The organism is Asaia sp. Ae19-3 (genome assembly GCF_059801175.1).
Genome location: NZ_JBCHWF010000001.1, coordinates 1,236,493 through 1,257,835, shown reverse-complemented (window position 1 = coordinate 1,257,835; position 21,343 = coordinate 1,236,493). Strand labels below are relative to the sequence as shown.

The 21,343-nt window shown below is 59.4% G+C and carries 15 protein-coding genes; 6 read left to right on the top strand and 9 right to left on the bottom strand.

Features of this window, described 5'->3' with window-relative positions:
* Window positions 1-104: 104 nt before the first annotated feature.
* From alaS to AAID99_RS05275, 5 genes are all read right to left on the bottom strand, one after another.
* The gene (gene alaS / locus AAID99_RS05295) at window positions 105-2,756 is read right to left on the bottom strand and encodes an alanine--tRNA ligase (protein ID WP_188426389.1); all 2,652 of its coding nucleotides are present in this window, start codon (window positions 2,754-2,756) and stop codon (window positions 105-107) included.
* Window positions 2,757-2,846: 90 nt separating this feature from the next.
* Window positions 2,847-3,353, bottom strand: a complete 507-nt coding sequence (locus AAID99_RS05290; protein WP_229719782.1) for a GtrA family protein — start codon at window positions 3,351-3,353, stop codon at window positions 2,847-2,849.
* A 112-nt stretch (window positions 3,354-3,465) separates the two neighbouring features.
* Window positions 3,466-4,038 carry a nicotinamide riboside transporter PnuC gene (pnuC, locus tag AAID99_RS05285; RefSeq protein WP_188426390.1) on the bottom strand — a complete coding sequence of 191 codons (573 nt, stop codon included), beginning with the start codon at window positions 4,036-4,038 and terminating at the stop codon, window positions 3,466-3,468.
* Window positions 4,038-5,207: a phosphotransferase enzyme family protein gene (locus AAID99_RS05280; protein ID WP_188426391.1), complete on the bottom strand. Its 1,170-nt coding sequence runs from the start codon at window positions 5,205-5,207 to the stop codon at window positions 4,038-4,040. The genes pnuC and AAID99_RS05280 overlap by 1 nt, the downstream gene beginning before the upstream one ends.
* Window positions 5,207-7,588 (bottom strand): TonB-dependent receptor, encoded by a 2,382-nt coding sequence (locus AAID99_RS05275; protein WP_188426392.1) that lies wholly within the window; start codon window positions 7,586-7,588, stop codon window positions 5,207-5,209. Before AAID99_RS05275 ends, AAID99_RS05280 begins: the two co-directional genes overlap by 1 nt.
* A gap of 376 nt (window positions 7,589-7,964) precedes the next feature.
* Here AAID99_RS05275 and AAID99_RS05270 point away from each other — a divergent pair, with 376 nt between their 5' ends.
* On the top strand, window positions 7,965-8,405 hold the full coding sequence (locus AAID99_RS05270) for a hypothetical protein (protein WP_498493354.1): 441 nt from the start codon (window positions 7,965-7,967) through the stop codon (window positions 8,403-8,405).
* A gap of 44 nt (window positions 8,406-8,449) precedes the next feature.
* Here AAID99_RS05270 and AAID99_RS05265 read toward each other — a convergent pair whose 3' ends face one another.
* The 3 genes from AAID99_RS05265 to AAID99_RS05255 all read right to left on the bottom strand — a co-directional run bounded on the left by AAID99_RS05265 (window position 8,450) and on the right by AAID99_RS05255 (window position 12,023).
* Complete coding sequence (locus tag AAID99_RS05265) at window positions 8,450-9,628, bottom strand: arabinose transporter (protein WP_188426394.1); 1,179 nt, start codon at window positions 9,626-9,628, stop codon at window positions 8,450-8,452.
* Between the two features lie 165 nt (window positions 9,629-9,793).
* Window positions 9,794-11,173 carry an amidase gene (locus tag AAID99_RS05260; RefSeq protein WP_188426395.1) on the bottom strand — a complete coding sequence of 460 codons (1,380 nt, stop codon included), beginning with the start codon at window positions 11,171-11,173 and terminating at the stop codon, window positions 9,794-9,796.
* A 46-nt stretch (window positions 11,174-11,219) separates the two neighbouring features.
* Window positions 11,220-12,023 (bottom strand): NAD kinase, encoded by an 804-nt coding sequence (locus tag AAID99_RS05255; protein WP_188426396.1) that lies wholly within the window; start codon window positions 12,021-12,023, stop codon window positions 11,220-11,222.
* A gap of 230 nt (window positions 12,024-12,253) precedes the next feature.
* Between AAID99_RS05255 and moaB the strand changes: the two genes are divergently transcribed.
* Entirely contained in the window at window positions 12,254-12,784 is a 531-nt protein-coding gene (gene moaB, locus AAID99_RS05250; protein ID WP_188426397.1) for a molybdenum cofactor biosynthesis protein B, read from the top strand.
* A 57-nt stretch (window positions 12,785-12,841) separates the two neighbouring features.
* On the opposite strand, the gene AAID99_RS05245 is transcribed toward moaB, so the two are convergent.
* Window positions 12,842-16,594, bottom strand: coding sequence for a glycoside hydrolase family 99-like domain-containing protein (locus AAID99_RS05245; protein ID WP_498493353.1), 3,753 nt, complete (start codon window positions 16,592-16,594; stop codon window positions 12,842-12,844).
* A 293-nt stretch (window positions 16,595-16,887) separates the two neighbouring features.
* On the opposite strand from AAID99_RS05245, the gene metX reads away from it, so the two are divergent.
* The 4 genes from metX to AAID99_RS05225 all read left to right on the top strand — a co-directional run bounded on the left by metX (window position 16,888) and on the right by AAID99_RS05225 (window position 21,090).
* Window positions 16,888-18,126, top strand: coding sequence for a homoserine O-acetyltransferase MetX (gene metX / locus AAID99_RS05240; RefSeq protein WP_498493352.1), 1,239 nt, complete (start codon window positions 16,888-16,890; stop codon window positions 18,124-18,126).
* Entirely contained in the window at window positions 18,116-18,715 is a 600-nt protein-coding gene (metW, locus tag AAID99_RS05235) for a methionine biosynthesis protein MetW (RefSeq protein ID WP_188426400.1), read from the top strand. Before metX ends, metW begins: the two co-directional genes overlap by 11 nt.
* Window positions 18,716-18,843: 128 nt before the next feature.
* Complete coding sequence (locus tag AAID99_RS05230) at window positions 18,844-19,452, top strand: nitroreductase family protein (protein WP_188426401.1); 609 nt, start codon at window positions 18,844-18,846, stop codon at window positions 19,450-19,452.
* Window positions 19,453-19,740: 288 nt separating this feature from the next.
* Complete coding sequence (locus tag AAID99_RS05225; RefSeq protein WP_188426402.1) at window positions 19,741-21,090, top strand: DEAD/DEAH box helicase; 1,350 nt, start codon at window positions 19,741-19,743, stop codon at window positions 21,088-21,090.
* The last annotated feature ends 253 nt before the right edge of the window (window positions 21,091-21,343 follow it).

The window sequence follows — 21,343 nt, the reverse complement described above, 5'->3', positions numbered from 1 at the left end:
GCTGTGAGTTTTACGCCACACCTGGAACTCAGATAGCTTCGATGCCGTGGATTTGATGAGGTGTCCATGCCGGATCGGCATGGTTCACCCTTTGTCATGAAGCCTCAGGCAGAAAGCGTTTTTCTGAGTGAATCGAAAACTGCCTCGCTATTGGCCTGCGGCCCACCGGCCTGCGCCATGTCGGGACGGCCGCCGCCGCCCTTGCCGCCCATCTCGGCCGAGGCCAGACGCACCAGATCTACCGCGCTGAAACGGTCATTCAGATCCTTGGTGACGGCCACGACAACGCTGCCTTTGCCCTCGGCCGTCGAGATCAGCGCGACGACGCCGCTTCCGATCTGCTTGGTGATGGCTTCAGCAACGTTCTTCAGCTCGCGTGGGGCCACATCGCCAAGGTCACGCGGCACGAAGGTGATGCCATTGATGGTCTCGCTGGCCGAATCGGCCTGACCAGTGGCGAGGCGCTTCTGTAGCTCCGACACCTGACGCTCGAGCGCGCGGCGTTCCTCAACCAGCGCGGCCAGACGGTCGGGTGCCTCGGCCACAGTCGCCTTGAGCAGGTCAGCCATGCGACGCAACCGCTCGTCTGCCTCGATCGCCAGACGGTCAGCAGCGACGCCACAGACCGCCTCGATACGGCGCACACCAGCCGAAACGCCGCTCTCCGAAACAATGCGGAAGGGGCCGATCTCGCCTGTGCGACCCACATGGGTGCCGCCACAGAGCTCGATCGAATAGGCGCCACGCGATTCGTCGCCCAGCCCCATGGAGACTACGCGCACCTCATCGCCATATTTCTCGCCAAACAGTGCCATGGCGCCTTCTGCCACGGCGGTTTCGGGCGTCATGATGCGTGTCTCGACGGCGCTGTTCTCGCGAATGCGGGCATTCACCTCGCGCTCGACCAGTGCCAGCTCTTCTGCCGTGATGGGGCGGGGCTGCGACACGTCGAAGCGCAGGCGCTCCGGCGCATTGAGGCTGCCCTTCTGGGCGACATGATCGCCAAGCTGGCGACGCAGCGCCTCATGCAGCAGATGGGTGGCCGAGTGATGACCACGGACCGCCTGACGACGGGTATGGTCGATTTCTGCCGTTACCGACATGCCCGGGCGCAGCGTGCCCTCGACCACACGGCCGTAATGCACCAGCAGGTCGCCATTGCGCTTCATCGTGTCCGTAATCTCGACACGTACGCCTTCGCCCACCAGCACACCGTGATCGCCAACCTGACCACCGCTTTCGCCGTAGAAAGGCGTCTGGTTGAGCAGGACAGCAACCTCGTCACCCGAAGCGGCACTGTCGCTTTCGATGCCAGATTTTGCAATCAGAAGAACCTCGGCGTCGCTCTTTTCCGAGCTGTAACCAAGGAATTCCGAGGCGCCGAAACGTTCGCGGGCGTCGAACCAGATGGTCTCTGCGGCGGCATCGCCTGAGCCAACCCAGGCGGCGCGGGCGCGGGCGCGCTGTTCGGCCATGGCGGCTTCGAACCCGGCGACGTCGACCGTGCGGCCCTGTTCGCGCAGTGCATCCTGCGTGAGGTCAAGCGGGAAGCCGAATGTATCATAGAGCTTGAAGGCCACATCGCCCGGCAGGGCGCCGCCTTCGGCGACGCGCGCCGTCTCGTCTTCGAGCAGCGACATGCCGCGCTCGAGCAGGGCGGTAAAGCGTTCTTCCTCACCCTTCATGGTCTCGGCGATGAGCGACTGATGCTGCACCAATTCCGGATAGGCAGAGCCCATCTGGCGGATCAGCGCGGGGAGAAGGCGATAGAACACCGGCTCGGTGGCGCCCAGACGCTGCAGATGGCGCATGGCGCGGCGCATGATGCGACGCAGCACATAGCCGCGACCGTCCTTGGAGGGCATGACGCCATCGGCAATCAGGAAGGCTGTCGAGCGCAGATGGTCGGCCACCACGCGATGGCTGGCGCGCAGCGACCCATCAGGATCGGTGCTGAGCGCGTTGGCGGTCGCCTCGACAAGGCTGCGCAATACGTCTGTGTCATAGACATCGCGCTTGCCCTGCATGACGGCGGCAAAGCGTTCGAGACCCATGCCCGTATCGATCGAGGGTCGCGGCAGAGGCGCGCGCGTGCCTGGAGGCCCTTCGAGATACTGCATGAAGACGAGATTCCAGATCTCGACGAAACGATCACCGTCCTCTTCCGGCGAGCCCGGAGGGCCACCCCAGACATCGGGTCCGTGATCGAAGAAGATTTCCGAGCAGGGGCCGCAGGGGCCGGTATCGCCCATGCGCCAGAAATTATCGGCTGTCGGAATGCGGATGATCTTTTCTTCCGGCAGGCCGGCGATCTTGCGCCAAAGACCTGCGGCTTCCTCATCCTCGGCATAGACCGTGGCCAGCAGCTTTTCCTTGGGGAGGCCATAGCCCTTGGTCAGTAGGTTCCAGGCGAACTCGATCGCTTCGGCCTTGAAATAGTCGCCAAAGGAGAAATTGCCGAGCATTTCGAAAAAGGTCAGGTGGCGGGCGGTATAACCCACATTGTCCAGATCGTTATGCTTGCCGCCTGCGCGGACGACCTTCTGGGCGGTCGTGGCGCGGGAATACGGGCGGGTTTCCTGCCCGGTGAACACGTTCTTGAACGGCACCATGCCAGCATTGGTGAAGAGCAGGGTCGGGTCGTTCTGCGGCACCAGCGAGGCCGAGGGAACGATCTTGTGGCCATGGTCTCCGAAATACTTCAGAAACGCGCTGCGCAGCTCATTTGTTGTGGTGTTATGGATCGAAGTGGTCATGGCGCGAGCAGAAAATCCCGATTGCGGCGTGAAGATGGCATCTCCACTAGAGCAAAGAGACCGCAAAGGGAATGTTTTGCGCGCGGGCTCTCAGGATTCCAGATCGCGATCGGACGTATCGACATTCAGATCGACCGTCATCTCTGCCAGTTCCAGCGGTGTCTCAGGCACTTTGGCGCGGAAAACAAGCTTGCGTGACAGGTTGAAATTGGCCAGCAGCCCCATGAGCGCACCGGCGGCGAGCGGAACGGCGACGTGATGCAGGCAGAACGGAATGGTGAAACACAGCGTGTAGACCGTGCCTCTATTGAGCAGGAATCCGAAGCTGTTGGCCGCAAGAAAGCGGAGCCATTGCAGAATGGGATGATCGCGATGGGCGACGTTCCGGAAGGTCCAGAGCTGGTTCAGCATCCAGTTGATGCTGGCGCAGACGAAATAGGAAATGAGCGTCGCCGCTGTCAGCCCGAGTTCAGGGCGTAGCAGGGTGACGATAAGGATATCCCAGACCAGTCCCATGGCTCCGATGATACCAAAGCGCATGAACTGGCCGATAAGCTGTCTCGGGGCGCGCGGATAGAAAATCCGTTTCTTCTGCACTGGGAGCTCTGCCTTTCATGCGGGTGGGAGATCTGGCGACACGCTGGTAGGGCCATGATCTGCACGATGCAAGACGCGTTCGTTTGCGACCTTGATCGTGCAGGTCTTTGTCTCAACGCGCCGCGACGTTTTTCAGTGATTCTTTCCAGCTCATCCAGCCGAACCAGGCAATGGCGACAAGACCCGCATAGAGCCCGGCGCTCAGCCAGAGATCGCGCAGGATGAAGAGCCCGACATAGGCGCTGTCAACCAGGGTCCAGAGCAGCCAGCAGGCGAGGAAGCGCCTTGCTGTCCATATTTGCCCGATAATGCTCAGGACACTCAGCGTGGCATCCGTTATCGGCGCGGCATCGCCCGTCCATAGCCGCAGGGCCGTACCGAGAGCGACACTGCATACGACGCCGATCAGCAGATCACGTAGCAGCACCAGAGGCGGGGCTGCCTGTACGGCGATTTCCGGGGCTACCTGTCTGAAACGATGCCAGTCGTACCATCCCTTGGCGAGAAAGAGGCAGAAGACGATCTGCAGGGCGGAATCGGCATAGAGCCGGGCTTTTGCAAAGACCACCAGATAAAGCAGCGAGGCGAGCAGGGAGCATGGCCAGCCGATGACACGCCTGCGTGCCGTCAGCCAGATGCCCGCCATTGTGATGATCACGGCAAGAGCTTCGAGGGGCGACATCATCAGGGCTTCTTTGCTTCGGAGGCGATCAACCTGAGCACATCCTGCCCATGGGCACCTGAAAACCATGTGGCATGGTCGATGAGGTAGGTGCCACGTGTCGTTTTCGCGAGATCGGGCCTCTCAAGCAGGCAGTGATAGTACCAGATTTCCGAAAAGGCGAAGGTTACATGGGCGAGGGGAAGGAAGGCCGCGATCTCTCCGCGCTCTTGTGGGGAGAGAGATCGTACACTGTCATACCCGTCCAGAAACGCGGTAATCTGATCCGGCTCACTGGTGAAATCCGGTGGGCCGTCGTTCGACGCATGCTGCGGTTTCATCCAGCCGATCATGCTGCGTTCGAGAGCGACAGCAATGTCAAAGCCCCGCGTGGTCCTGTCAGCCATACTGAAATCGAACACCGCGCCAGTTTTTTCGTGCCCTGCCTTGCCATGCCAGGTCAGGTTCGAGCCGTGCCAGTCACCATGCCCCCATTGCAGGGCAGGGCGTTCCAGAAAAGGCTTGGCACGCTCGAAATGGGGCCGAAGCGCCACCAGTATGGAGGCCATTCCGCCAAGCGCCTCAATCGCGTCTCGCAGGGGTATGTTGCGGGCAATCCAGCGCTCAAGGCCGATTTCGGGGGCCTGCGTGTCGAGCAGTGGCGTCAGGGATGAGATGAGGGGGCGGTCAGGTCTGGCCGGAGCGTTATAGCTTTGTGCGGCCTGGTGGAACGCAGCGAGGCCACACCCGGCTTCCCATGCCTGATGGCGCGACAGATAGGGCTCCCATGAGAGGCGATCGCGATAGAGATCTCTCCCTTCCAGGGCGGGAAAGCATTCGTAGTTCCAGCATCCGAGAGTGAAGACACTGGTTCCATTTTCCGTTGTGAGGGGACGGACAACCGTCATTCCCTGTTCGGCAAGATGGGCAATCAGCCTGTGCTCTTCAGCCAGAGCCTCGCGATTACGCAAGGCGCTGTGATGTCGTTTGAGAAACCAGGCGCCGCCTGCCTTATCGCCCAAACGGGAGACAGCCGAAAAGGGGCGGGCACTGTGCCATTCGATTGGCGTGACATCGTGCAGGGCGAAAGCCGCCAGAGCATGGGCGGCTTCATCCTGCGTGATAAGCGGCCAGTCGCGTTTGCTCTCCTTACCCCAGAGCCCAAACTGCCCGGGTGATGTGCTTTCTGACATCAGAACCCGGCAGTGGCCGTAGCCAGCGCCGAAAATCCGCCGCCGATATAATAATCGGGTGACGACCCGGCGATGGTGGTGCCATAGCGACCCGTCGCATCGCGGGCATTCAGGGTTGGGTCTGCGATGCCTGAAAGGTAATGCTCATTGGTAATATTGATGAGGTTGAGCCGCAGGGACGGCGCCTTGAAGCGCGCCATATCAGCAAAGCGATAGCCAAGGGCGATATCGCCCGTCGTGTGGTCGCTGATGCGCTCGTCATTGAGGAAGGTCGCATATTGCCTGCCGGTATAATGAACCGAGGCAAAGCCGAAGACATGGCCATCATCATAAGTCAGCCCGGCAGAGGCCTGCAGGCTGGGGCTGCGCACGGCGGTCTTGCCTCGTGTTGGTAGCAGATCGCCATTGCTGGCGATGTCGTTATCGATGGTCGCGTGAAGATATTCGCCTGAGAGATAGGGCGCAAAATGATGCCATGGCTTCAGGCCGAGTTCGACATCAATGCCACGAGAGGTCTGGCCACCGGCATTGATCGTGGAGGAAATCGGCGTGTTGTTGATCTGGATTTGTGTGGCGATCTGACGATTGGTGAAATTGTAATTGAAGAAGGTCAGGCTGCCCGTCACGAGAGGGCCAGTATAGCGGTAACCCAGCTCTTCCGAGATCGAATATTCGTTGCGCAGAGTACTGGCGCCGTTGGTGGTGGCTTCACCGCTGGTTGGATCATAGACGTTGTAGAGCGCTGTAAATGAGGGCGCCCGGAAATTGGTCGTAGCGTTGAAAAAGACCTGATGCTGCGGCGTGATCTGAAAGCGCATGCCAAGGCGCGGCAACGGCACGGCGCTGTTGCTGCCCACGTGATATTGCGGCCCGGGAACAGCATTTGTGCCAGTGCGGCTGACCATGACTTCCTTGAAGCCGAGCTCGACCAGCAGACGATCGGCAAGAAAATTCATTCGGTCGCCAATGAACAGTGCATTGGTCATGCTGATCGTGTGATTATCGCCTGCAAGATACACCTTGCCATTGGCAAGTCTCACGAAATTGCCCGTGCCATTACCCCAGATATTGGCAGAAGCCCCGCTTTCACTGACGGGCGAGAACGATTGCACTTCGTGATCATCGCCGTAATCGAACCAGTAACCGAAGACCAGTTCGTTCCAGCCCTTCTTCCATGCCAGCTCGGAGGTGAAGCCCGAGCGCGTGCTGCGCTGGGTGTAATTGGCGCGCACGATTGCCTGACCGTCCTGCGAGCTGGGCAGAACGAGCGTGTCTGCAAGGGCCTGCGTGCCTGTATAGAGGCCACTCAAAGGTAGGGTGGAGCCACTCGGAACATTGCCATAGGCCCCCTGGGCATAGGGCGTGGCCCGCAAGGTCAGGTGATCTGTCAGGGAAAGGCTGACAGGTGCGCCCATATAGAGCGTGCGCTCGGGCGCGCGCCAGAGGCGTTGATAGAGCTGCGCTTCATCCGGGTTCTGCGGGTCGTACCCGCTTGCAAGCGCATTGCCAGATGACACGCCATATTGCCTGAACTGGTCTTTCGAGACCTGCGGATAATAGCTCGTGACGGTGCTGTTGAAGCTGCCAACCAGCCCGGCATGGGAACGCTCGCCAATGTCGCGTACAAGTTTGAAATCGATATGGTGGCGCATGTCATGGCCGGGGCCGCGCCAGTTTTCTGCGCTGGTATGCGAGTAGGAGACGAACCCGCGCAATCCGGTCTGGTCGATCAGTCCGGTATCGAGCCTGATGAACTCACGATTGCTGTTATAGGAGCCGTAGGACGCAGAAACCGTTCCTCCGGCCTTGCGGGCCGGGTCGCGAAAACTCAGGCTCATCAGCCCGCCCGCTGCATTGAGAACAGGGCTGTCGAGATCGGCTGCGCCTTGGCTCAGGGCAACCTGACGGTAGTTTTCACCATCGGCGAACTGGCTGGGATAGCCCGAATAGAAGGCGAGATCATTGAGCGGCATTCCCTCGAGCACGTAGCCTATGGAATCCGTATTCAGGCCGCGTACCGAAATCGTGGTCTGCGGGGAGAGGCCCATCGCATCAGAGGCGGCGACATTGGCGCCGGGAAGCAGCGAAACAAGCTGATAGGCGGTCGAAATCGGTGCCTGTCTGGCAATGAAGGCGCTGTCGACGCTGCTCACTGACCGGATTTCATGCTGAGGCTTGATGAGCCCTCCACCACGCTCGGCCTCGCGCTTTTCGGGTTCTGTGGCACGAACGACAATATGCTCGGCTTTGCGAGTTTTGGCCGGGTCATCGGTAGCTCGCGCAGAAAATGCTGGCGCTGCACACAGGGCGGAAACGGTGGAGAGAAGCCAGATCCGTTTGACCGACCTGCGCGGGGTTGTCAGTGCGTATGCCAATATCATGATCCAGCTGTGAAAAGGCGAGAGGGCACGGCCCTGCCTGAGAGCAGTTCTCATATCCTCGTTACAAGGACAATGAATTTCCCCTTCTTTTCACGAAGAAGCCGTGAATTCCGCGTTCGGTGATGGGCCGTTCATCCGTCGTAAAAGACCTGTGTAGAATGAAGAATGCCGGTGCAGGTCGCGATGTGATTGTATCGTATGATTTGATCAGCTTGTCCGCGGTTTGCAGCCGCGTCTTTTGAGGATAGTAAGCCCGGCAAGGTTGGGATGTCTGGCGTTTCGTGAAAACGGAGCTGAACGGGAAGTTCCGATGTCTGGCGGGTAAGCGAGGCGAGCCGCGTGAGTGGCGATCTGCCTCAACGTGATGGAGGGTTTGATGGCACTGGATCTCAATGTTGCGCCACATGTTGGCGGGTGGATCATCAAAGCCAGCGACGACCCCAAGCCACGTCGTATCAACGACAACGATATTTCATATCTCAATGAGCTGGTACGCAGTCAGTCCGGCGTTTCCCGTGAGGCTGCTCTGGAAGCCTTGGGCAAGGCATTGGCTGGCTGGATCGTGCAGCGTGCGAAGGGCGAAAAACCCTCAATGCTGAGCGAACCGGATTTCAGCGTCCTTCTGGACTTCTTGCCTCCTGTAGACCTCTCTGTGACGGTGCCCGAGACTGTTCCCGAGCCCGTGGCAGTCGAAATGACGGTGGTGGGGTCGGAGACTGTCAAAGAGTCCCCGGCGCCTGCAAGGATAAGCGCCCCCGAGCTGACCTATCCACCGCAGATGGACATGGCCCTTTTCCATCTCAGACACGGCGTCTAGGCACTCAAGCTTGCGTCAGCACGCGTTCTGACAAAGGGGCTGCGTCATTTTGCGGGCAGGTTCGATGGCTGGCGGCGCATTGAGACGACCAGGCCAAGCCCGATCAGGGCGCAGGCGGTGCCCATGATGAAGATCGATTTATAGCCCAGATAGTCGGAGAGGGTGCCTGCTATAGGGCCGCTGACGGCATAAGAAAGATCCTGAAAGGCCGCGAAACCGCCAAGTGCCGTGGCGCGTATGGAGGCTGGCACGCGCTTGACGACCTCAACGCCCATTGAGGGGTAGATTAGCGAGCATCCGGCGCCTGTCAGCACCGCGCCCGCGAGCGCCAGAACGGGAAAGGGGGCGAGAGCAATGCAGGCCTGCCCGACCGCCTCGATGCTCAGAGAAAGCATCGCAACGTGTATTCCGCCCAGACGCTCGGGCAGATGACCGCAGAACACGCGTCCTGCCACGAAGGCAAGGCCGAAACAGGTCAGGCCCAGACTGCCATAGCGCCAGTGTTCGGCAAGAAAATAGACCGAGAGAAACGCACCAAGTACGGCAAACCCGACACCCTGTAACGCGACGACCGTGCCGTAGGGGCGGATAATGCCCAGAACCGGCCAGAAGGATTCACGCTCTCCTGCAAGGATCGGTGCCGCAGGAACACGCTGGACTATACCCAGACCGATCAGGGGAAGCGCGACGCAGACCGCCATCAGTGCGGAAAAACCTGCAAGATGGTAGATTTCCAGCCCCAGCGGACCGCCAAAGGCAAAAGCCCCATACATCGCAGCTCCCGTCCAGGTGAGCACCTTGCCAGCCCCGCTGGGTCCGGTCAGGCCGATGCCCCATCCATGCATGCCGACCAGCGTATAGCTCTCTCCAACACCGAGCAGAAGGCGCCCCGCGATCAGCAGGGCCAGAGAGGCTCCTCTCGGTAGCAGATCGAGAGCCGAGGTGAGGCAGATTGCACTGGCCGCCATATAGAGAACGAGACCCAGACGCATGGCGCTGCGCCCACCCTTGCGATCGGCAAATCCGCCAGCGAGCGTTCGGGTAAGAATGGTCGAGACGAAGGCGCAGCCAACAGCTATGCCCGCAATGCCGTTGCCATAACCCGGCCAGGAAGTGACGAAGGGGGGAATGACCGCAAGCGGCATGGCGACAGCCATGTAGGACAGAACAAGCGCCGCAGTCAGAAAGGGCAGATGGCTGAAAGCCCGGTTCGTCTCGGTCATGAAATTCCACCCGATATGCCGTGCGCGGACAGGCTTCACCAGCAAGAGAGAAAGAGCCCGGCACGCTACCCTCGGGGAGCGGCGGGCTCAAATAACGCTGCGGTGACGAACCTGTGGCATCGTCCCGACCTCAACCCCGGGTGGGTAATGCAGGGAACCTTGGTGTCAGGCCTTGAGGCGTCTTTCACAGCGACGTGCGATACGGGCAAGGGCGGCATCTTGACCGTGGCAGGCGGTCAGCATGAGCCCGGCAGCCAGACCCTTCCAGTAAAACGGAAGACTGAACGAGCAGCCATCGAGCAGATTGGCCAGTGAGGGGTTGCGAAGGATGAGGCGGTTGAGCCGTCCGTAAGCCGCTGCATCGCTGCAGGAATCGATCAGGGGTGGGAGAATGGGAGAGGTCGGACAGATCAGGGCATCGAACTCGCTCATATCTGCATTGAAGCGCGCGCAGAGCTTCTGTCGTTCGATATAGAGCTGCCGTAGCGTCTGGACGGTTGTGTTCTCTCCCGTCGCGATGCGCTCGCTGACACGCGGGTCGAAGCTTTCGGGGTGATGGATCAGGTCGTCGTGAAAATAATGATAGGCCTCTGCGGCGACAATCTGACCTTGCAGGTTCAGGTCCGCTATGTCCTGAAGAATGGGTAGTGGCTGACGCACGATCTCGATACCGCCTGCCTCGAGATGCTTCATCACGGTTTCAAAAACCGCGAGAACCTGGGAATCGCCATCGTTGCGAACGAACGATGTCGGCAGCAGAAGGCGGATCGGGCCTTCTGCTGCCTCGACGGGTGCCCAGTTTTCGGTACGTCTTGCCATGATATGATCGAGCAAGGCGCAGTCATCGACGGTCTGCGCGATACTGCCCACACTGTCGAAGCTGGGTGAGAGCGGAATCATGCCTTTGCGGCTGATATGGCCTGCCGTGGGTTTGAAACCGGTCAGGGCGTTCATGGCGGCAGGTATGCGACATGACCCCCCCGTATCGGAACCGATCGAGGCGAGGGCGGCGCCGGTCGCGACGGAAACGGCGCCCCCGGAACTCGACCCGCCCGGTATGGCGCGGCCTTCTTCCACAAGGGTGTTCCAGGGCTGCGGGTAATGCGGGTTGAGACCCAGACCCGAATAGGCGAATTCGGTCATCTGCGTACGGCCGAGCAGAATGAACCCGGCTGCGCGCAGCGGGATGATGGCATCGGCATCGCTGAGAGCGGCAGGGCGATCAGACAGAATGGTCGAGCCGGCGCGTGTGACCTGACCCTGTATGTCGAAAAGATCCTTTACCGATATGGGCAATCCGGTCCAGGGCGAGGCTTCATAGCCCTTGGCGCGTATGCGATCGGCCGCATCGGCATATTGTCTGGCCCTGTCGGCTGAGAAGTCGCCTGTATAGGCGGCACGGGCGTTTTCACAGGCCTCGATCTTTTCGAGGCAGTGCTCGACGAGAGCCCGGCTGGTGATTTCTCCATTTGCAAGGCGCATGGCCGCACTGACCAGCGTGTCACGATAGGGGGTGTGGGTCGGGCGTATCGTTGGACTGCTCATTGGCTGCGCCTTCTTCTTGTTGGGAGGTGTGGCTTTGCTGTCGGGTTTATTCCGCGAATTGCTCCGCTATGATTCTTTCTGAAAGCCCGTGGTCGGGGTCGAACAGGATCGTTGCCGTAATCGAGCGGTCTTCGCTGACGATGACCTCTGCAATGTCGCGAACTTCGAGGAAATCAGCCACGGCGGCGCAGGGGCGTTTTTCCTGCTCGAGCAGGGTGAATCGCACAATGGCGTTGGAAGGCAGAAGGGCGCCGCGCCAGCGTCGTGGCCGGAAGGCCGAAATGGGGGTCAGAGGCAGGAGGTTGGCTGTCAGAGGGACAATTGGCCCGTGGGCTGACAGGTTATAGGCAGTCGATCCAGCCGGCGTTGCGACGATGACCCCGTCACAGATCAGTTCCGGCAGGCGCACGCGCTGATCGACCTCAATGCGGATCTTGACCGCCTGACGCGTCTGGCGGAACAGGAACACGTCATTGAAGGCGATACCTTCATGGCGTGTGCCGTCGCGCCCCACGGCCTTCATGCGTAGCGGATGCAGTTCCGACGCCTGAGCGCGTGTGAGCCTGGCGACCAGATCTTCATCTGACACCGTGTTGAGAAGAAAGCCGACAGAGCCGCAATTGAGCCCGTAAGCCGGTATCCCGTGTTCGGCGACCTTGTGCAGCACCTCGAGCAGAAAGCCGTCCCCCCCCAGACAGACCACGACTTCGGCCTCATCGAGGGGGGCATCGCCATAACTCTCGACCAGTTTTGCCCGAGCCTTCTGGGCGATTTCTGTGGGTGATGCGAGGAAGGCGATGCGTTCGGGAGGCCGGGAGAAGCGAGCCGAAGGCGCTGGGGGGATGCTCATATCGGGGCGCCGACCTCAAGGAACGGAGCCGGATCGGTAAAAGCAGGAAACACCGGGGAATTCACCTGTTCGCACACCTGAACTGGAATTAATCGGACTACCCTACCGGCGAGGCTCAATCCTCGCAACCATGCATCTTGCCTGACAATGTTGGGCTCTGATCGCCACTTTGCGTCTTGGTAAAACAGAACGGAAGCCTATACTTCCTTCTTTGAGGAAAGACTTCGATCATGACTGAAATCGACAACCAGGCTGAGTTCAAGCCCTGTCATTTTGCTGTGTTGACCATTTCCGATACGCGCACGCCGGAGACCGATCGTTCTGGCTCGCTTCTCGCAGAGCGCATCGAAAAAGCCGGACATCATCTCGCGGCGCGCGACCTTGTGCCGGACACGCTGGGGGAAATTGTCGAGCGCCTGCGCCTGTGGATCGACCGGGATGACATCGACGCAATCATCACGACGGGCGGCACCGGCATTACGGCCAGAGACGTGACGCCAGAGGCATTTTTCAGGGTGATCGAAAAGGAAATTCCTGGATTTGGTGAGCTTTTCCGGTGGCTATCCTATGCCAAGATCGGCACCTCGACCATCCAGTCGAGAGCTCTGGGCGGTCTCGCAAAAGGCAAGTTTCTTTTTGCGCTGCCCGGTTCGACCGGGGCGGTTGCCGATGGCTGGGATTCCATCCTCTGCCAGCAATTCGACAGCCGTCACCGCCCGTGCAATTTCGTCGATCTGATGCCACGGCTCAGTCAGGCCTAGGCATTCCTGCGGATCGAGAGCCGGAACGGGGGCAGCACCTGCCTGTTCCCGTTGCCTTCAGGGAGCGGGAAACTGTTTTTTGCGCGGCCTTGAGGTGAGGCCGAACTGCTTTTTCAGCAGCTCGCGATAGGAGCGTTGATCTCGCATCAAATCGAGGGGACGTCCCAGACGCTTGCTGATCAGATCATGCATCATGGCAATTTCGCCCAGATGAGACTTCTGATCGAGCGACCCGGTCACTGAGCGGTCGTGGCGTCTGTGAATGTTGAGAGGTTTGGCAAGATAGGCAACCTGACTGCCCGGGCGCATCAGTAATTCGATATAAAGACGCCAGTCACCAGCCAGGCGGATCTGGGTGAGGTCAACGCGACAGGCTTCCATTGCCACACTCAGGGCACGACGACGGAACAGGGCTGAGCTTACATTAAGAACCAGATTGCATTTGCCCAGATATTCGCGGGCGAAGCTTTCACCGTCGATCAGCATGTTCCGCTCGAGCCGATGGCCGACATGGCTGCGGTAATAGGTCTGATAATCGGCTGAGATCTCTGCGCCGGTTTCGTCGATGGCGCGACTGTCGCAGAAGGCCATCACCGCATCGGGCGACTGGCTGATCATGTTGCTCAAGGCGGAGAGAAATCCTGGCTCAGAGAGGTCATCGGCTTCGGCAATCCATATCCAGTCACCGGTTGCAAGGTCGACTGCCTTACGCCACTGGGCAAACACCGAACCGCTTCGCCTGGTTCCTGCGACTAGCTTGATCGTGCGACCGAATGACGTGGCGATACGCTCCGACAACTCGGCGCTTCCGTCGTTTGAGGCATCATCGAGAACGATGATCTCCCTGATCGGGCAATCCTGGGCAAAGATTGTTGCCAGACGCGCTGCCAGGTAGTGAGCGTAATTATAAGAGAGGACCACGACCGAAATGCTGGGCAGGTCTGGCATGGCGAGTGCAGCAAGGCGCGTGACATAGGGACCGAATGCGAAACGTTCTGCAAGCTCTGCGCCGCGCTTGATGCGGTTTGCGAGGCTGTCGGATCGATCATGCGTCTGACGCAGGATAACTGCGCCGATGGCAGGCAAATCACCAGGTTCGACGATATGATTGCGTGTATCTCTTTCCTGCTCGAGCTCTGACAGGAGGTCTGGGATCATTCCATTTCTGGCAAACGCGACACAAGGCAAGCCAGATGCGAGGGCTTCGAGCGCCACAGAGGGATATGGATCTTCTCGCGACATGAGGAGAAACAGATCCGATGCCGACAAGAAGGGGTTCACGTCTTCTACGCGACCCGGCAGGTGGAAGCGCCGTGTTGCCAATGCGCCTTCGATATCGGTCTGTAGGCTGCGCTTCATTTGCGCGTCGAGATTGCCAACCCACATGAAATGAATCGGGCGTGGTTTACGGTCGGGGTCAGCATGGTAATCATAGCCGTGAAAGCTTGAGCTTTGGAGCATTTGCCAAAGCTGCAGGAACAGGTCGAAGCCCTTGCGAGCGTCCCCATATCCGATGCCGATCATAAGCAGCGCGTCTGGGTCGATGCCATATGCCAGTCGCGCGCGTTTTCTGTCGTTGCTGGAAAATGCGATCTGATTGTAGAGCCCTTGAGGGGCGATGATTGCTTCAGGGCAAAGCCTCGTCAGCTGTGCGCCAGGCACGACCACAGCGCGTGCCTGTTTGCGTGCGAGAGTGAGCGGCTCTTCTAGACGATGCTGGCGAAGCATGCCCGGTAGCTCATGAATGAGCAGAATAAAAGGAAGCTCGGCAAGAGCAAGATCGGGGGCAAGTCTTGCCGAGACCGCGCTGTTCATGATGGCTGAGGCAAACCCCTCAGCCTTGAGCGACTGAAGGCGCTCGACGCAGGACGGTGTGCCCGGATTGAGAATCTCGACATTCGCCACATGTCGATAGCGCGAAAGCAGATCGCCTCCACCGAGAAGAACGAAGGTAATCTCAATACCATGATGGCGCTTCAATGCTGTGCCAAGCGCCAGAAGGAGCATCTGGGCGCCCGCAGGAAAGGCATCGTGACCGATCAACAGGAGACGATGTGCGCCAAGTCTGCTCTGAAATCCGGTCACGGCCCGTGCGGTCGCATTCAGATAGGCTGAACCGAAGTGGATATCCGGCTCCAGATAGGCACCTTCGGCCCACTCATTCCATGCATTTACGCAGAGAAAGGGTTCCCCCATGAACGGGTTCAGTAGTGCCTTGGAAATGCTTTCCTTGAGCCAGTGCTCATACAGTCTCGGTGTGGAACCGTGCAGGACGAGGCCCGCTCCCTGGCGTCTCGGGTCATTGTCCCAAGACGGGGCTAGGGTACGGATCAGCGGAAAGTCAGGGGCAGGGTCAGCTAGAGCATTTTCGACGAGTTCGCCATAATCATAGATCCGGGCCGTCATATCTTCATCGAGAATTTGCACCTTGTCTTCGATAGGGGTGCAGCTGACCGACAATTTGTGTGGGGGAAACTCAATAGCACCGTCCATTCCGAAAGGACGTGGATCGTTGTCGTCAAAGGCTTGCGCCATGATGAAGATTGGGTCGATTTTTTCCTGTTCCCGGAACAGGGTGCGCCATTTTGCAATGCGTCTTGCTGCATCGGGAATGGCACCGGGTCTGTATAGCATGAAGAGGGGCCGCGATCCGATCCGGATGTACCGCCTATCTTTCATGTGCCGACCGAAATCGGCGATCAGCGCCTCGTCGTCTTCCTCTCGATAGTCTTGCGAGATCAGTACATCGCTGTCACCGCCATCCCATCGGCGGCTCCAGTTCTCGTTTGCCCACATCAGACAGAAGGGTAAGTCGATCTCCGGTGCCCCAAGCAGCAACTCCATGGGGCGATCGAGCAACCGGCGGCCATTGAACCAGTAGTGATAGAAAACGAAACCTTCAATGCCGCTCTCGCGTGCCATGCGTGCCTGAGCCTGAAGCGTGGCCAGGCTGTCGAGCCTGTAATGCCCAAGATCGCGCGGCGTACGTGGCTGGTAGTGATCGGCGAAGCGCGGCACGCCCCGGGCAAGATTGGTCCATTCCGTAAACCCGGTTCCCCACCAGCGATCATTGGCCTCGTTGGGGTGAAACTGGGGCAGGTAATAAGCGAGCAGGCGCACGCGGCGAATGGCGGCTTCCGGCAAGGGCTGGCGCTCCTCATAGAGGGGGCCAGGTTGCGTCCGCCGTCTGATTTCCCTGGCGATGGTGGTTTCGTGGTCTGGAAGGCAGGGAAAGACACCCGCCTCATGACGATGGGCGAGCCAGTGCAGGAAAGGATTGGCATCAGGCTGATGACGCAGGTAGCGCAGGCGGTAGAAGCCGGGATCGAATTTTTCGAAAGGGCGCCGGACCTCACGATAGCCCTGCACCATGTAATGCTCGACCGGGTCCATTCCGGAAGAGGCTACGTCGGGGTAGTTGCGTAGATAGAACTCCGGGTCGAATTCGGGCATAGGCCGGATGCCGGGTGTCTGCCTGTTTGCCAGATAATGAGCTAGGGCATTTGTGTTGGCAGAAACCTGATTGGCCTGACGATACCAGATCGGATCGAACCAGGGCACCGGGCGCCGTCCTTCATACTCGCCGCGTGTGATGTAATGGTGAAGAGGATCTTCGGTGACGTCTCTATAGGTGGAAAGGTACCAGAGCGGATCGAAAAATGGATTTGGTTTGCGCCCCTCGCGCCATCCCGCCGAGTGATAATGCAGGAGCGCACCGCTACCGATTTCGTGCAGATCGGGATTGCGGGACAGATAGAATGCCGTGTCGAAAAGACCGGAATGGCCAATCGTTTTGAGGATCGTGGGCATAATCGGTTTCTCCGGCGATTCGTTAATAAAACATTAAATGCTTTTACGAAGAACGACCAGATATTGCGTCGTCCGCCGGACGAGTTGGAGCTCAGCCCGCGAACACTCTTTCTGCTGGAGACGTTGTCGGCCAATTGCAGCCACGCGCGGCAAATGCCATATCTGCTTCCCCGCCTTGTCTCGGGCCGCCACCAGGCAGCCGCATGCAGGCATTGAGGGAGTCATGATGAGGCGTTCGAGTGATCCGGTCGCACCCTTCGGAGGGCGTCGGCGCTCATGCGAGTTGAGAGGCCATGCATAATCATTCTGACGCATCTGCGGTTGGGGCAGAGGGTGCCGGTGTGACCGAGGCCCCTTGTGGTAAGGACGGTGGTGGCGTTTCCACGTCGTTCAGCGTTACGCTTGCAGAGGGACTTACGCTCGAATGTGGGGCCCATATAGCGCCCCTCGATATTGCCTACTGCGCCTATGGCACGCTCTCGCCGAAACGCGATAACGTCATACTGGTCTGCCATGCCCTGACGGGCGATCAATATGTGGCCGAGACCCATCCGGTGACAGGCAAGCCGGGCTGGTGGAATCGGGCGGTCGGTCCCGGCAATGCGATCGACACGGATCGTTTCTACGTCATATGCGTCAATGTGCTCGGCGGCTGCATGGGGTCTTCAGGCCCCAAGACACTGCGTGGCAATGGCGAACCCTGGGGCACGGATTTCCCTCCCATCACAATAAGGGACATGGTGTTTGCCCAGGCCAGACTGCTCGATCATCTGGGTATCGGGCGCCTGTTTGCCGCAATCGGCGGCTCAATGGGTGGAATGCAGGTTCTGCAATGGGTAGCGAGCTTTCCCGAACGTGTCGGCGCTGCCATGCCCATTGCGACCGCACCGTTTCACTCAGCCCAGAATATCGCGTTCAACGAGGTCAGTCGTCAGGCGATCTGCGGCGATCCTGATTGGCGTGGCGGGCGGTATTGGGCGCATGGCACCATCCCGGCGAAGGGCCTCGCTGTGGCCCGCATGATGGCGCATATCACCTATCTTTCCGAAGAGGCGCTGACACAGAAATTCGGGCGTCGCACGAGGCGTGATGCCGTGCCGTCTCATGACGCGGCCTCGAAGGGCACGTCTCTTTTTGGCGAGATTTTCGAGGTTGAGAGCTATCTTCGTCATCAGGGGTCGAGCTTCGTGCGTCGCTTTGACGCCAACTCCTATCTCACCATCACACGGGCGCTCGATTATTTCGATCTGAGCGCTGATTACGATGGCGATCTCTCTGCGCCTTTCCGTAACTGCGCGACGCGGTTCTGCATCATCTCGTTCACGTCCGACTGGCTTTTTCCGACATCGCAATCGCGTCTTCTGGCGCGCGCGCTCAACAAGGCCGGGGTCAACGTGTCCTTTGTCGAGATCGAGAGCGACAGGGGGCATGACGCCTTTCTGCTGGACGAGCCCGATCTCGAGCGAACCATGCGCGGTTTCATCAACGGTGCGGCAGAGCAGGCCGGTCTCGGAGGGCGTCATGCGTCTTGATCAGCACCTGATTGCTGAAATGATCGAGCCGGGGACGCGCGTTCTGGATGTCGGCAGTGGCGATGGCGCGTTGATCGACCATCTTTTTCGCACGCGTCAGTGTGACGCCCGTGGTATCGAGATCGATATGGGCGAGGTGACGCGCTCTGTCGCGCATGGGCTGCCGGTGATGCATGGCGACGCCGATCATGATCTGGCACATTATTCCGACGATGCTTTCGATTATGTGGTGTTGCAGCGCACGTTGCAGGCGGTAGAGAAACCGCGCGAAGTGCTGCGCCAGATGCTGCGCATCGGCCGACACGCCATCGTTTCCTTTCCGAATTTTGGTCACTGGCGTCTGAGGTTGCAGATCCTGCTCAGCGGTCGGATGCCCATGAATGCCGTGTGGCACACGCCCTGGTACGAAACGCCGAATATCCACCCCTGTACTATTCAGGACTTCCTCGCCCTGTGCGAAGCAGAGGGCTATGTAATCGATCGCTGGCTCGCCATTGACGAGGCAGGCGAACGTGCGCCGTGGCGACGCTCGATCAGACTGGCCAATCTCTTTGGTGAGCAGGCCCTGTTTCTGCTGCGCCGCAAATAGCACCCTGCGCCCGAGTCTTATTTCGATTTTTGTCGAAATAAGACTTTACTCGCGCCACAGCCCATGGTTGCATGATTTCTTCCTTCAGGTTTTCCAACGCCCTGTGATGACAGGAGAGCGGAGTTTCCATGACCGATATTCTGACTGCGATTGCCGAGCGTCGCTCAGCCAAGCGCTTCGATCCCAATGTGACCATTTCCGAGGCGGAGCTTCGCTCTATCCTTGACGCCGGGCGCAAGGCTCCCACGGCGTTCAATATCCAGCATTGGCGTTTTGTCGTGGTCTCTGACCCTGCATTGAGAAAGCAGATACGCGAAGTTTCCTGGAACCAGCCTCAGGTCGAAGAGGCGAGTGCGCTGATCATTCTCTGTGCCGATTTCAAGGCATGGGAAAAGAACCCGGCGCGCTATTGGGCAGCGGCTCCTGACAAGATGCAGACGACCTATGAGGGCATGATCAACCAGTTCTATAGCGGCAATGAACAGCTGCAGCGTGACGAGGGCATTCGCTCCTGCGGCATGGCTGCTTATGCATTGATGCTCGCAGCGGCTGCCCATGGCTATCAGAGTTGCCCGATGGACGGGTTCGACTTCAAGGCGGTGGGCTCGCTCATCAACCTGCCCGAAGACCACGAAGTTGTCATGTTCGTTGCGATCGGGAAGAAGGCGGCGGAATATCCGCCCCATGGCGGGCATCTGCCGCTGAACGAGACGATTATTCATAACCGCTTCTCCTGACGAAAGCGCACCGCCGCGCCGATCTGCGCGGCGGCGGGACTTTTGTGAAGATCCTGACTGTTTTGTTAGGGGAACTGCTTGCGTCCGGGATGGGCTCTGCCTATATGGGGGCCTTCCCGGTCCAGATTTGACTCTGTCGGCACGGGCGTCTGGCAACGGGCGCCTTTTGCGTAGCCTGACCCGTCATTCCCGGATCTCATCTTTCCCTTGTGACGTCCGGGCCAAGAGGCGTCATCCCGTGAGCCGCGTGCAATTCGCATGGCTCGTGCCCGAGGAGGCGCCTCTTTTATGACCAGTTTTGCCGATCTTCAGCTTGCCATGCCCATCCAGCGCGCGCTGACCGAGGAAGGGTATACGACCCCGACCCCGATTCAGGCGGGCGCGATCCCCTATCTTCTGCAGGGCCGCGATCTTCTGGGTCTTGCCCAGACCGGAACCGGCAAGACGGCAGCGTTTGCGCTTCCCGCCCTGCATCGCCTGCTGACCCATCCGCGCCCGCTGACACCCAAGAGCGCGCGCGTTCTGGTGCTTGCGCCGACGCGCGAACTCGCAGCCCAGATCGACGACAGCTTCAAGAACTACGCCCGCCACATGAAGCTTCGCCATGCCGTGATTTTCGGCGGCGTAGGGCAGGGGCGTCAGGTCGAAGCCATGCGTCGCGGCGTGGACGTGCTGACAGCAGCACCGGGCCGACTGCTCGATCTGATCGGCCAGGGTCATATCGATCTGCACGACCTTGAGGTTCTGGTGCTCGATGAGGCTGACCGCATGCTCGACATGGGCTTTGTGCGCGACATCAAGCGTATCGTGGCGCTTCTGCCCAAGAGCCGCCAGACCGTTCTGTTTTCGGCTACCATGCCCAAGGCAATCGAGGATCTGGCCCATTCGCTCCTTCATGATCCTGCAAAGGTCGAGGTCACGCCGCCCTCTTCCACGGTCGATCGTATCCGCCAAGGTGTGATGTTCGTGAAGTCGGAAGACAAGCGCGCCGCGACCTTGCTTCTGGTCAAGAATCCCAAGGTACAGCGCGCTGTCGTGTTCACGCTGATGAAGCATGAAGCGAACAAGGTGGCCGATTTCCTCAATGCTGAGGGTATCCGTTCCGAGGCCATTCATGGCAACAAGTCGCAGGGCGCGCGCGAGCGTGCCATGGCGGGCTTCCGCGACGGTTCGGTCAAGGTGCTGGTCGCCACTGATATCGCGGCGCGCGGCATCGACGTGGACGATGTGAGCCATGTCTTCAATTACGATCTTCCCAACGTTGCCGAGAGCTATGTGCATCGTATTGGTCGTACAGCACGTGCAGGCCGTGACGGCTGGGCTGTATCGCTGTGCGATGCCGAACAGCGCGCATGGCTGCGTGATATTGAAAAGCTCATCGGCAAGGCCATTCCGGTTGTGACTGACCATGCCTATCATTCGGAAGAGGCGCAGAATTCAACCATGCGTCCGCCTGTTCTGGGTGGCGGTGGCCGCGGTCGCAACCAGCCTCGTGGCGGTGGTCAGCGCTCTGGCGGCGGTGGCCGTCCCGGCTCGGGTTCGCGCGGTGGCAATGAAGGCGGTCGCCCCTCAGGCGGGCGTCCGGGCGGCAATAACCGCCCGCAGGGTAGTCGTCCGTCACGCCCGCGTTCGAAGTAAAATAACGGCATGCGGTCTTCGGCGTATATGCCGGAGTGACCGGGTAGTCCGGCAAGACCTGCAGAATGGATGCAACGAAAGCCTCAGGCCTTACAGGTCTGAGGCTTTTTATGTTTGAGGTATCCACAAGTCTTTGACTAAATGTTTCGACAAATTGTGAAGCAGGTATTTCAGCTCTGATCATATAGTGGGCTGTGGCGTTCCCATTTCTGACGAGCCATGATGCACTATTGTCACAACTCCGTGTAGAAAA

What these genes read in the sequence shown, in the direction of transcription:
- metX (WP_498493352.1), top strand. Translation starts at nt 16,888, where the DNA reads ATGCATAATCATTCTGACGCATCTGCGGTTGGGGCAGAGGGTGCCGGT.
- AAID99_RS05265 (WP_188426394.1), bottom strand. Translation starts at nt 9,628, where the DNA reads ATGACCGAGACGAACCGGGCTTTCAGCCATCTGCCCTTTCTGACTGCG.
- AAID99_RS05230 (WP_188426401.1), top strand. Translation starts at nt 18,844, where the DNA reads ATGACCGATATTCTGACTGCGATTGCCGAGCGTCGCTCAGCCAAGCGC.
- AAID99_RS05255 (WP_188426396.1), bottom strand. Translation starts at nt 12,023, where the DNA reads ATGAGCATCCCCCCAGCGCCTTCGGCTCGCTTCTCCCGGCCTCCCGAA.
- pnuC (WP_188426390.1), bottom strand. Translation starts at nt 4,038, where the DNA reads ATGATGTCGCCCCTCGAAGCTCTTGCCGTGATCATCACAATGGCGGGC.
- AAID99_RS05275 (WP_188426392.1), bottom strand. Translation starts at nt 7,588, where the DNA reads ATGATATTGGCATACGCACTGACAACCCCGCGCAGGTCGGTCAAACGG.
- moaB (WP_188426397.1), top strand. Translation starts at nt 12,254, where the DNA reads ATGACTGAAATCGACAACCAGGCTGAGTTCAAGCCCTGTCATTTTGCT.
- alaS (WP_188426389.1), bottom strand. Translation starts at nt 2,756, where the DNA reads ATGACCACTTCGATCCATAACACCACAACAAATGAGCTGCGCAGCGCG.
- AAID99_RS05225 (WP_188426402.1), top strand. Translation starts at nt 19,741, where the DNA reads ATGACCAGTTTTGCCGATCTTCAGCTTGCCATGCCCATCCAGCGCGCG.
- metW (WP_188426400.1), top strand. Translation starts at nt 18,116, where the DNA reads ATGCGTCTTGATCAGCACCTGATTGCTGAAATGATCGAGCCGGGGACG.
- AAID99_RS05280 (WP_188426391.1), bottom strand. Translation starts at nt 5,207, where the DNA reads ATGTCAGAAAGCACATCACCCGGGCAGTTTGGGCTCTGGGGTAAGGAG.
- AAID99_RS05260 (WP_188426395.1), bottom strand. Translation starts at nt 11,173, where the DNA reads ATGAGCAGTCCAACGATACGCCCGACCCACACCCCCTATCGTGACACG.
- AAID99_RS05245 (WP_498493353.1), bottom strand. Translation starts at nt 16,594, where the DNA reads ATGCCCACGATCCTCAAAACGATTGGCCATTCCGGTCTTTTCGACACG.
- AAID99_RS05270 (WP_498493354.1), top strand. Translation starts at nt 7,965, where the DNA reads ATGGCACTGGATCTCAATGTTGCGCCACATGTTGGCGGGTGGATCATC.